The organism is Gilvimarinus algae, assembly GCF_030518215.1.
In the GTDB taxonomy this organism is placed as follows: domain Bacteria; phylum Pseudomonadota; class Gammaproteobacteria; order Pseudomonadales; family Cellvibrionaceae; genus Gilvimarinus; species Gilvimarinus algae.
The window spans coordinates 353,998-365,635 of the sequence record NZ_JAULRT010000060.1 but is presented as its reverse complement, the minus strand read 5'-3'; the positions used below and the strand labels follow the sequence as shown (position 1 = coordinate 365,635).

General features: G+C 56.7%; 10 protein-coding genes. 2 read left to right on the top strand and 8 right to left on the bottom strand.

Annotation, left to right across the window (positions count from 1 at the left end; genetic code table 11):
- Positions 1 to 250 precede the first annotated feature (250 nt).
- On the top strand, positions 251 to 1,435 hold the full coding sequence (locus QWI16_RS14225) for a helix-turn-helix domain-containing protein (RefSeq protein WP_302714104.1): 1,185 nt from the start codon (positions 251 to 253) through the stop codon (positions 1,433 to 1,435).
- On the opposite strand, the gene QWI16_RS14220 is transcribed toward QWI16_RS14225, so the two are convergent.
- From QWI16_RS14220 to efp, 8 genes are all read right to left on the bottom strand, one after another.
- Positions 1,415 to 2,662 carry a DNA/RNA non-specific endonuclease gene (locus QWI16_RS14220; protein WP_302714103.1) on the bottom strand — a complete coding sequence of 416 codons (1,248 nt, stop codon included), beginning with the start codon at positions 2,660 to 2,662 and terminating at the stop codon, positions 1,415 to 1,417. The genes QWI16_RS14225 and QWI16_RS14220 overlap by 21 nt on opposite strands.
- A 96-nt stretch (positions 2,663 to 2,758) precedes the next feature.
- Positions 2,759 to 3,940 carry an acyltransferase family protein gene (locus tag QWI16_RS14215; RefSeq protein ID WP_302714102.1) on the bottom strand — a complete coding sequence of 394 codons (1,182 nt, stop codon included), beginning with the start codon at positions 3,938 to 3,940 and terminating at the stop codon, positions 2,759 to 2,761.
- Between the two features lie 9 nt (positions 3,941 to 3,949).
- Positions 3,950 to 4,627, bottom strand: coding sequence for a hypothetical protein (locus QWI16_RS14210; protein WP_302714101.1), 678 nt, complete (start codon positions 4,625 to 4,627; stop codon positions 3,950 to 3,952).
- Positions 4,624 to 5,508: an ABC transporter ATP-binding protein gene (locus QWI16_RS14205; RefSeq protein WP_302714100.1), complete on the bottom strand. Its 885-nt coding sequence runs from the start codon at positions 5,506 to 5,508 to the stop codon at positions 4,624 to 4,626. Before QWI16_RS14205 ends, QWI16_RS14210 begins: the two co-directional genes overlap by 4 nt.
- 10 nt (positions 5,509 to 5,518) lie before the next feature.
- Entirely contained in the window at positions 5,519 to 5,938 is a 420-nt protein-coding gene (locus tag QWI16_RS14200) for a GntR family transcriptional regulator (protein WP_302714099.1), read from the bottom strand.
- A gap of 120 nt (positions 5,939 to 6,058) precedes the next feature.
- The gene (gene ppc / locus QWI16_RS14195; protein ID WP_302714098.1) at positions 6,059 to 8,674 is read right to left on the bottom strand and encodes a phosphoenolpyruvate carboxylase; all 2,616 of its coding nucleotides are present in this window, start codon (positions 8,672 to 8,674) and stop codon (positions 6,059 to 6,061) included.
- 341 nt (positions 8,675 to 9,015) lie between these two features.
- Entirely contained in the window at positions 9,016 to 9,975 is a 960-nt protein-coding gene (epmA, locus tag QWI16_RS14190; RefSeq protein WP_302714097.1) for an EF-P lysine aminoacylase EpmA, read from the bottom strand.
- Positions 9,976 to 9,977: 2 nt separating this feature from the next.
- Entirely contained in the window at positions 9,978 to 10,550 is a 573-nt protein-coding gene (gene efp, locus QWI16_RS14185; protein WP_302714096.1) for an elongation factor P, read from the bottom strand.
- 40 nt (positions 10,551 to 10,590) lie between these two features.
- Here efp and epmB point away from each other — a divergent pair, with 40 nt between their 5' ends.
- Positions 10,591 to 11,604 (top strand): EF-P beta-lysylation protein EpmB, encoded by a 1,014-nt coding sequence (gene epmB / locus QWI16_RS14180; RefSeq protein WP_302714095.1) that lies wholly within the window; start codon positions 10,591 to 10,593, stop codon positions 11,602 to 11,604.
- Positions 11,605 to 11,638 lie beyond the last annotated feature (34 nt).

Genomic DNA, 11,638 nt, shown 5'->3' with positions numbered 1-11,638 from the left:
TACTCCGCCACCGTTCAGGAGACGTCGACCGAAACGCGGACGCTGCCTGTACCTGAACGTTCAGATAAAGTTTGAACGCCCAGAGCGCAGCAATGACGGGGGTTGGCGCGAATCTCTACACCGCATTTTTTTACTACAACGACTGGCTGCAATGACCTGATATACTGACTTCTTGCAAGCTGGGAGAATGCCTGACGCATAAAACAACGCTTTAGCGCTTATCCTAAGAATAAGAACATCGGACACGGTCATGGATTCAGTTATATTCAACACGCACGATGTCGTCCTTTTAATGACGGCCTACCAGTGTATTTTGTACTCCATTCTGCTTCTCGCAGTAAGTCGCGGGCACATGCCCAAAAATTTGTTTCTGGCATTGTTTCTGTTTTCCCACGCGGCTATACCGCTCGACATTCTGATCAATTTTGGTGAGGAGTTTCGCTATGTAGCCATGGACATTTCCCCCAACCTCTTTTACGTGTTCGGCTTCGCGTATTGGCTGGAGGGGCCTTTACTGCTGTGGTATACGCGGTCAGTGCTCTACAAAAATTACCTGCCGAAAAAGCACGAGTGGGTTTACCTCATACCTTTTGCAGCCTATCTGATATACGAAATCGCTTTCTACTACAGCCTGTCAAACGACGCGAAGCTCTCCCTACAGCAGGGCTATGATCTGGCCTTGGCACCCAAGTATATGAATTATGTAACTCTTCTAAGGGAATTGATAAGACTGGGGTTTGGCATTGCTTGTGTTGTTGAAATCCGACGATATCGCGCGCGCATTCGCGACAATTTTTCCGATATTCAGAGCATCGATTTTAAGTGGTTGAATTTACTGGTAGACGGATTTTTGGTGTTGCGAGTCATTGCCGTTCTGGTGGCACTGATGATTCTGGCCAGCATTCACTCGGGGTTTAACCTCGACTTCAGCTCTGCAGGATTGGCAGCCAATTATCTCGCGTTCTTGCTTGTTAGCGTGTTGATATTTTTCAGCCTTAGGCACTCAAGCATTATCGCCTCAGTGGAAGAATCACTGGTCAAGCCCGAGGCCAACGAAAGGGCGCCCTATGAGAAAGGAGATATTGATCGGCTGATGCAGTTTATCGAAAAAGACAAGCCCTACTTGCAGCATTCGCTGACTGTGGATGATCTGGCCACTGCCATCGGGCTTAGCCAAAAAACGCTTTCCGCCATGATCAATCGTCATTTTGGCAAAAACTTCTATGAGTTCATCAACGGCTACCGTATTGATGAGGCGCGCCACATACTTTCCAGGCCCGACAGCGAAAGGACGAGCATTTTGGATGTTCTCTATGCCGCCGGCTTTAACAGTAAAGCCACCTTTAACACACTCTTCAAGAAACACACCGGCATGACCCCCAGCGAATATCGCAAGCGGCACGCCGGTGTGTGCTCATCGCAAAATATCCCGTGAGGCGAGAAACCAGACGGGTCGACCCGGCTGAACCATGTGGCTCAAATAGTTTACCCAGTCTATGCGCTCACCGGCGGCATTAAAGAGCTTGATAACATCGCCGCCGTTGCCAAGTTTGAGCGGCAAGAGCGGTCCGACTTTGAGCGTTTCTCCCGCCTCCAGCAGAGCCGGTGGCACCTCAAGGCGCTGACCGCTGTTGTCTTCCAGCTTCCAGTTGGCGACCGAAACCGGCTCGGCGCCGAGGTTCATCAGCACTATCCACTCGCCGGTGCGATCTTCTCCGGCGGGGCTGGGCAAGGCACCGGCGATATAAATATCCACGAGATCGTCGCGAATCACGGGTCTGGGTGTTTCGCGAGCCATTAGATCTTTGCTCTTTGCCACTTCAAAGCGCTCGGGGGTGATCGTCTCACCGTGGCCGTCGCGCGCTGCGCTGTCAATATGCGCGAACAGCGGGTTGGCATGATAGATTCGGCTGTCGAACAACAGGCCTGTCAGCGCCTCCACCTCGGTAATGGTGGACTGGTAGGTAAGGTTGTTGTATCGCTGGCGGCCAGCGCGATCGCGCAAAGCCTCTTCATCCTGATAAATCACAAAGGCGCGTACATCCAACGCGTCTGAGTCCTTGTTGATAAAGCAGACCACCTTGAAAAAGCCCGCGGGTACCAGCGCCAGAGGCCGGCCCTCGGGGGTGATACTGCGATCGTGAGCCGCGTAGAATGGGCCGCTAAAACTGGATACCTTACCGCCCTTGACGATATCCAAGTCGCGCACCCAGTCCTCCAGTGCCAGCCACTCGTCCTGGTTGAGATTTTGATGTTGCAATGAGGCATTGGAGTAATAAAAAGTCTCATCCGATGCGATTTGCGCTTCTCGTTCATCCGCGCCCCAGGCGGCGTTATCACGCCGAGCCAAATGCCCCCGGTCCCAGGGGTTATTGCGATAATAGTCGTTGTTCAGCTGATTTTCTTCACCAATACGGCTGTCTGTGCGCCACCGATCGGAGCGATGCGTTCGCCGATACTGATTTTGATCAATATTCAGAGCGGCAACCACGGCGGAGCGCTTATCAATATGGGCGTTGGTGATCACCGAGTAGTTGGGATAGTGTGCAATGACCTGCTCATCGAGATCAGCAGATCGGTGGACCTCGCCGGCCAACCGGGCACTGAAATCAGGCAAAGGCAAGTGAATGTTGTCGAGAAAATCCGGGTTGTATCCGCGCATGGCATCAGGGCTCCTGTCGTCCGTGGAGCTTTGATGCTATGCCGCGGTTGTGACACTTTTCTTACCCCGCGCCAAATACAGCGCCAAACCTTTAGGCTATACCTCGCTTGCGACGGGCGCTCGCCGCAACAGACTCTTACGTTTGCCATTAAGAAGCCAGCCGATAGGGCTCCAGCGCACCAGCAGTATGTAGCTTAGAATACAGATAGCCATGGTGAGCAGTGATGACACGGAAAACTTGTAAAACCAGCCACCAGGTTGATCCAACAGCCAATACTGTATAGCCAGCACAACCGGTAAATGAGCGATATAAATCCAATAGGATGCATCAGACATATACCGCATAAAGGCGTTGCGCTGATTCAGCCAGACGCGTGCGAGCACCAGACACGCTACGGACATAAACACCGAGATATAGGCTATGCAGATCACCATCAGCGCCCGCTCAGGCCAAGGCGGATGAACATAGGCGTTTTGCAGGGTAACGGTTTCTGGAAATGCATAAAACAGCGGAATAAACAACAGCACACTCATGGCGACCAGAGCCCACCCGTAGCGCTCAAAATAATCCAACAAACGCATGGAATCAAACAACCAGTAGCCATACACAAAAAACAGACCAAAAAAACCAAAGGCCCACAGCTGCGGGATAAACGACTCAGGCGCTGGATAAGGCACCACGGCCAAACTCAAACCGGGGATAAGGCACAGCGGCAACACCATCAACGCAACCATTGGGTGAAGATCAAGGAGAAACCGCTTTACACCGCCGAGCGGCGCTTGACGCAATACCCAAATCAATACATAGAAAAACGCCAGATAGTAGAGAAACCACAGATGCACCGTCGATGGCGGACTTTGCGGCGCGTCGGGGTTTGCCATCATGGATTGAATAAACTCGAGCAAAGGCGGCAGATTCTCAACGTTGTGAACGGCCCACATCATGGGCGCGATAATTGCCGCCATCACCAGGGGCCAGAAAATCACAAAGGGCAAAAGCACCCTCAGGGCCCGGTTTTTCAACATGGCGCCCACGCCACGCTGGCGCACAAGCAGTGCGCCAAAAAATCCCGCCACCACAAAAAACAAGGGCATTCGAAACACATGGAGAAAGCTTGCCACCCAATCGACGAGCGGGGAGTTGACCGTGTCGGCGCTCATCCAAACAGGGTGCAACTGCGGGCTGTAGGCGAGTGCGGCGTGAAAAAACACCCCCACGATCATCACAATCGCCCGTAAGTTATCCATATAGTGCAAACGTTCTGAGCTGGCATTCATGATCGGGCCTCAAATAAACGTTTGACGACGGCTCTGGCGCAGAGCACCAGCGACTATGAAGAGCACGGTTGCCACCAACATAACCGACATCATCACCGTGGCATCGTCGCTCCAGTAAAAAGTGTCAGACTCCATATGTTGATTAAACTCGGGATTGCGCAACGTCAGCATAATAAAAGGGTTGACCGCAATATTGACAATGACCATAAAAAAAATGCTCCAGCCCTCGGACTCGGAGACCAGCGTGATCGTCAACACCAGCGAATAGTTCATGACCAGGAGCACGCACATCACCAGGAAAAATTGCAGTATGCCGTCAGGAATGTGCGTGGTAAGCGTAAGAAAGACGATTCCCACCACAATCGCTGTCCAAGGCACGAGAAATATCACCAAGTTGGCAACAATTTTTGCCAGTGCATACTCAAAAGGTCGCACCGGAAGGCTCATAATGAACGGCGTTGTCTGCTCCTTTTTTTCGCCGATAATGGTGACATTGATGGCATGAAAACCCGCGGAAATCATTACTGTCATCAGGATGACGCAGCCCATGTAAAAAGCCCACACATGGGGGTAACCGAGAATCGCCAACCCAAGAATACCCAGGCCAATATACCCGGCGATGATCTTTTGGTGCAGGTCCCAGTCTTTTAGCACCAGCTTTTTCACCGTGACAAGATCGGTAGTCATTGCAAACGCCCTCTTTTGACATTGGCGATAAATATCTCCTCGAGTGTCATGCGCATCACCTCGACCACTTCCAGGCCCTTGTCTCGCAACATCTGCAAACTCGGCTCACCAAAGTTATCGACTTTCAAGTTAACCAAGGATCCGCTTCGCCGCATCTCAGCCACATTGGGAGGCAGCAGGTCACCTTCCGCCAGGTCGCCCTTGCAACGCACGCAGCGCCACTTATCGAGAAAATCTTCAATGTTTTCAGAAGCCAGCACGCGACCATCGTGGAGAAAGGTCAGGGTGTCCGACAGCTGCTCCACGTCGTGGGTGTTATGTGATGAAAACAGTACACTGCGATTTTCATCGGTAAGCACTTCCGCCAGCTCTTCTATCACTTCGCTTCTGGCCACCGGGTCCAGCCCTGTGGTGGGCTCATCGAGTATCAGCAACCCTGGGCGGCGAGCCAGCAGTAACAACAAACTGGCTTTTACGCGCTGCCCGTGAGAAAAGCCTTTCAGGTTTTGATCAAGCGCCAGGTCGAATTTTGCCGCCAAGTGCTTCGCGTAGCTCTGATCCCAGGTGGGAAAAAAGCTCTGCATAAAACCCATATGCCACTGCAAATCTTTGTGCCGATACAGGCGCATATCTTCCGAGGCAAAACCGATGTCTCTCTTCGCGGCCACTTGCTCATCGGGCAGGGCATGACCCAGCACCCGAACGCTGCCGCTGTCCTGCGCAATCAGCCCCATCAGAATGCGCAGGGTGGTGGACTTGCCCGCACCGTTCACACCCACCAGCCCCATAATCTCCCCGGCTGGCAGGGTCAGATCAATATGATCCAGACTGAAATGTTGATAGGTCTTGGCGACCCCCGACATCTCGATTACATTCGCCATAACATCATCCTCATTGCTGATTGCGGCGCTTTTCAATCGCCGCTTCCAGGCAGAGCAACAGCTCCTCGGCACTCAACCCCAACCGCTCGGAAGCATCCAGCAGCTGGTCCAGGTGACGGTTTAGCTCCGAGTCGCGCAGCTCGGCCTGACCGGCGGAGCCCGCCACAAAAGAGCCCCGCCCCTGCCGGGTCACCAGTAGCCCCTCGCTTTCCAGCTCGCGATAGGCGCGCTTAACCGTGATCACACTGACTGACGTCGCCGCGGCCAGCTCACGAATCGACGGCAAAGCAAAGCCCGGGGGCCAGTCACCCGCCATAATTTTCAGTTTGATCTGCTCCATCATCTGCAGATACATCGGCCGACTATCGGCCTGGGAAAGAAACAACCCTTCAACCACATTCATCCCCAACTGTGCATATAGTATATACACAGTATACACACAAGGGAACCATGAGCAAGCGGTAAGAAGCCGGCGGCAGGATATTGAGGCGAAAAAAAGGCCAGATCCGAAGATCTGGCCTTGTTACGTGACAGCTGGAAAACGCCAGGACTAGCCCGTGTTGCGCATACCTGCCGAGATACCAGCCATGGTCACCTTGAGCGCCCGCTCCAGCTCTTTGCTAAAAGGCTTGCCACTGCGATAGCGCTTGAGCAGCTCTGCCTGCAGATAGTTGAGCGGATCGATGTAGGGCTTGCGCACACTGAGTGTCTGACGCAGCACCGGGTCGGCATCGAAGAGGTTGTCCTGCTTTTTAATGCGGTTGATCAATACCTCCAGCGCTCCCAGGTCCGCGCGCAACTCCTGCCCCAGCGGGTGCAGCTCCTCTGGCACCAATTGCTTTTCGTAGTAGGCGGCAATGGGGGTATCGGCTTTGCCGATCACCATCTCCAGCAAGTCCAAAAACGCCGAGAAGAAGGGCCAGTTGTCCACCATGTCACTCAGCGTCGAAGGCGAATTTTCCAGAGCAAACTCCAGCGCCTGACGCGTGCCCAGCCAGGCCGGCAAATTGAGCCGCACCTGCATCCAGGCGAACACCCAGGGAATCGCCCGCAGGCTCTCTACGCCGCCGGTCGCCTTGCGCTTGGCCGGACGCGAACCCAGCGCCAGCAAACCCAGCTCCTGCTCGGGCGTCAGTGAGCGAAAGTAAGGGACAAACTGCGGATGGCCGCGCACCACGCGGCGGTAACCCTCAAGGCTGGCCTGAGCCATGCGCTCAATCAGATCCCGCCACTCATCGTTCGGCGCGGCGTGGGGCTCCAGCGTCGCCCGCAAGGTGGCGACCACGTAGGTGGAAAAGCTCGAGAAAGCCACCTTCGGCAAACCGAATTTGTAGCGGATCATTTCGCCCTGCTCGGTCACCCGAATCTTGCCTTTCACCGAACCAGGCGGCTGTGAGGCCATGGCTTTTTCCACCGGGCCACCGCCGCGGCCAACGGTGCCACCGCGACCGTGGAACAGCACCAGGTCCACACCGTGCTTGTCCGCCAGAGCCACCAGCTTTTCCTGCGCCTTGTACTGCGCCCAGGTTGCGGCAAACTTGCCGGCGTCCTTGGCCGAGTCTGAGTAGCCGATCATGACCGTCTGGGCCGAGCCGGTGTACTCCTGATACCAGGGCAGCTGCCAGAGCAGATCCATCACCTCGGCCGAGCGATCCAGGTCATCCAGGGTTTCAAACAGCGGGACAATAGGCATGTTCCAGCTCATGCCGCATTCTTTTAGAAGCAGCGCCACCACCAAAACATCGGAGGGCTGCTGCGCCATGGAAATGATGTAAGTGGAGAGCGTCTCGCGCGGCTCGTTGGCAATAACGCGACAGGTTTTCAGCACCTCTGCCCCCTCGTCGCTCACCGGCCAATGGGCCGGCAGCAATGGGCGGCGATCCTTAAGATGCTTGAGCAAAAACTCCCGGCGCTCGGCCTCGCTCCACTCAAGGTAGCTGCCCATTTCAAGATAGCGGGTCAGCTCATCCATCACTTTGACATGACGCTCACCGTCCTGGCGGACATCGAGCGGAACCAGATTTATACCAAAGCTGTGGACGCGGCGAATGGTGTCCATCAACGGCCCGTTAGCAATGTGCGGCAAGCCCACTTCGTTGAGCGAGCGGTAGCAGTGCATCAAGGGCTCGAGCAGATCCTGCCGCGACTCGATCAGCCCCTGAGGGCGGGCAGGCTCCTCGCCCTTGAGCGTGCTTTCGGCCCAGTCGAGCGTGGCCTGAATGCGACGACGCAACTCGGCGAGATAATCGCGGTAGGGTGTATCCGACTCGCCCACCAACTCGCGAAACTCGGCGCTGGCTGCGTGCATGCTCAAATCACCGGCCAAGTTTTGGACATCGCGCAGGTAGAGTTCGGCGGCCATCCACCGGCCCAGCAGCAGAACTTCGCGGGTGACCTCGTGGGTGACATTGGGGTTGCCGTCGCGGTCGCCGCCCATCCACGAGTAAAACCGGAAGGGCTGCAGATCCAGCGGCAGGCACTGGTCAAGATGCCGGCAACAGAGCCGGTCAAGATGACGGATAAAATCGGGCACGGCCTGCCAGAGGCTGTTCTCGATGACAGCAAAGCCCCACTTGGCTTCGTCCACCGCGGTGGGCCGTTCGGCACGGATTTCATCGGTGCTCCAGATCTCTTCCACCAGGCGGTGCAGACGACCCACGACTTTGTCCTTTTCAAAGGACAATAGGTTACCGCGCTGCTGATCCGACAGGGTGTTGACGATTTGGTCGTATTTGCGAATCAGGGTCCGGCGCGTCACCTCGGTGGGGTGCGCCGTCAGTACCAGCTCAATGCGCAGATTGCGCACCACCTCGGAGAGTTTGTCGCGGCCGTAGGTTTCGGAAAAATTCAGCAGCATGGCCTTGAGGCCATCCTCGGGCTCGGCCTCGGCGCTGGCGCCGTATTCCTGATCGGCGATATTGGCGAGGTTGAGAAACTGATTAAACGCACGGGCGATGGGGAGTATGTCCTCATCGTCGAGCTCGCCCAGAATTTCCACCAGTGCGCTGGAGTCTTCCTCCTCGCTCTGATTGATACTCTTGCCCAACTGGCGGATCTGTTCGACCCTGCTAAAACGCTCTTCGCCCTCGTGGTCGCGAATGGTCTCGCCCAGTAACTCCCCCAGTAAGCGGACGTTTTCCCGCAGGGTTTCGGGTAACTGTTGCATCAACTGTCTCCGTAGCCAAAACGATTATTTTAAGGGATTTCGACCGACACCGTCAGCGCGGCCATTGATGAGAAAGGGCTTGTCCACACTTGCTGTGGATAACTTTGTGAACGAGCCCTGCGTAACCGCCGCGAGGCCTTGCCACACCTGCCCCGCGCGTATCTGTGCGATTCTCACACAGCGTAAAATTCAAACAAAATCAATCAGTTAAAAAGCAAACAATTGCACAGATGACAACCAATCGAGCCGGTTTTATCACCAAATGCCGCGGGGGCCTCCCCCTACCATACGGCAACCAACGCCCCCCCCTGAACGACTTTTGACCAAAGTTATGCACATTCTCATGCACGGCTGTCGTCAAACGCCAACACCTGGCGAATATGCGTGCAACCCTCGCGCTGCATCAGCAGCCGGTCAACGCCGAGGGCCACGCCGGCGCAGGGCGCCAGGCCGTGTTCCAGAGCTGCGAGTAACCGATTATCGCCGGCGCGATCCGGCAGGCCGAGCTGGCGTCTGCGTGCCCGGTCAGCGGCAAAGCGCTCGCGCTGCTCAGCCGGGTCTGTCAGCTCCCAGTAACCGTTAGCCAGCTCCATCCCATTAAAGAAGGCCTCAAACCGCCGGGCCACAGCCACCCCCGACTCATCTGGCAATACGCGCGCCAGAGCCGCCTGGCTTGCCGGATAATCGTAAATAAATGTAAGGCCGGGCACCATAGCCGGCTCCAGCGTGTGGGTAACCAGCAAATCCAGCCAGTCATTGCGATCCAAGCCTGTGCCATCGATCTCAATATGAGCCAAGCCGGTCGCGCGCAACTCATCCAGGGTCGCGGTATGAGGGTCCACGCCCAGGCTCTGCTCGAACCACTGGCGATAACTCAACGACTGGACGGCCGTACCCGGACACAAAGCGACAACCAGCTCGCGGACTTCGGCCATCAACTGCCGATCATCAAAGCCCAGCCGGTACCACTCAAGCAGCGTAAACTCGGGATTGTGGCGGGCGCTGCGCTCGCCCGCCCGAAAAGCCTTGCCCAAAGAATAGATGCAACGCGGCATGGCGGCCAGCAACCGCTTCATGGCGTACTCGGGGGAGCTTTGCAAAAAGCGCTCGCTGCCGGCGTTATCAGCCACAACGGCGGGGATATACGGATCGGTGACAAAGTGCGAGCCCAGCAGTGGCACCTCCACTTCCAGAACATCGCGCTCGCTAAAAAAGGTCCGTATCGCTCGGTAGAGCTGCGCCCGGGCCTCGATCATCTCGGGCCGGGCGGAGGGGAGATAGGTCTCTTGCGGGTCGACCAAAATCAGTCTTTGCTGGCCCGGCCCAGGTATTCGCCCGTGCGGGTATCCACGCGCACCACGTCGCCCTGGTTCATAAACAAAGGCACCTTGACCACAGCACCGGTGCTCAGAGTAGCCGGCTTAGTGCCGCCCTGGGCGGTATCGCCTTTGAGGCCCGGGTCGGTTTGCACCACTTCCAGCTCTACGTGATTGGGCGGCGTCACCACCAGCGGCGCGTTGTTAAACAGCGTGATGATGCACTTGTCCTGCTCGCGCAGCCACTTGGCCGCATCGCCCACCGCTTTGGCATCGGCGGCAAATTGCTCGAAGCTGTCGGGGTCCATAAAGTGCCAGAATTCACCGTCGCTGTAGAGGTACTCCATATCCCGGTCGACAACGTCGGCACTGTCGAGTGTTTCGTTGGCGCGGAAGGTGCGCTCCCATACCCGGCCGGAGGTCAGGTTGCGCAATTTAACGCGGTTAAAGGCCTGGCCTTTACCGGGCTTTACCAGTTCGTTTTCCACAATGTTGCACGGATCGCCATCCAGCATGACTTTCAGACCGGTACGGAAATCGCTGATAGAATAGGTGGCCATAACCCCTCTCGTAGACGTTGACAGAAATTCAAAGGCGCCAATGATACATCGAACCGCTGCCACATGGCAGACCGAAACCTGGCAAGAGGCGCTGAAAGAGCTCATTCGCACCCCAGAAGAACTCTGCCGCGTGCTAGAGCTGGACCCGGGGCTGCTCGAAGGAGCCCGCGCCGGCGCCGGCGACTTCGCCCTGCGGGTGCCACGCGCCTACGCCGCCCGCATGGAAAAAGGCAACCCGCGTGACCCTCTGTTGCTGCAGGTGCTGCCGCTCGCCGAGGAACTCAACGCCGAGCCGGGCTACACCGAAGACCCCCTCGCCGAGGCCGAGGCCAACCCCCACCCAGGGCTGATTCACAAGTATCGCGGCCGGGTATTGTTGATCGTCACCGGCAGCTGCGCCATTAACTGCCGCTACTGTTTTAGGCGGCACTTTCCCTACGAAAATAACCGCACGGGCAAAGCCAGCTGGCAGCCGGCGCTCGACTATATCCGCCGCGACCGCTCCATCACCGAAGTGATCTTCAGCGGCGGCGATCCGCTCGGCGCCCCCGACTCGCTGCTCGCCTGGCTCAGCGGCCAGATCGCCGATATCGACCACGTGCAGCGCCTGCGGGTCCACTCGCGTCTGCCGGTGGTGATCCCGGCGCGCATCACCGACGACTGCCTGGACTGGCTGGCGACCAGCCGCTTTGCCAACACCCTGGTGATCCACGCCAACCACGCCAACGAAATTGACCATGAGGTTGCCGGCGCCCTGGCGCGGCTGCGCGGCGCGGGCGTAACGGTGCTGAATCAAACGGTGCTGCTGCGCGGCATCAACGACTCACTAGAGGCGCTGCAAAATCTCAGTGAGCGGCTGTTTACCTGCGGCGTGCTGCCCTACTACCTGCACCTGCTCGACAAGGTCAAAGGCGCGGCGCACTTTGATGTGGACACAGCCAGCGCCGTGCACTTACACCGCCAGTTGCAGGCGTCGATGTCGGGCTATCTGGTGCCAAAGCTTGTGCGGGAAATTGCCGGCGAGCCCTGCAAGACCCCCGTCTACTGCGACTAACACAGACACGACGGCGAGTTTTGGGGCGACAGGG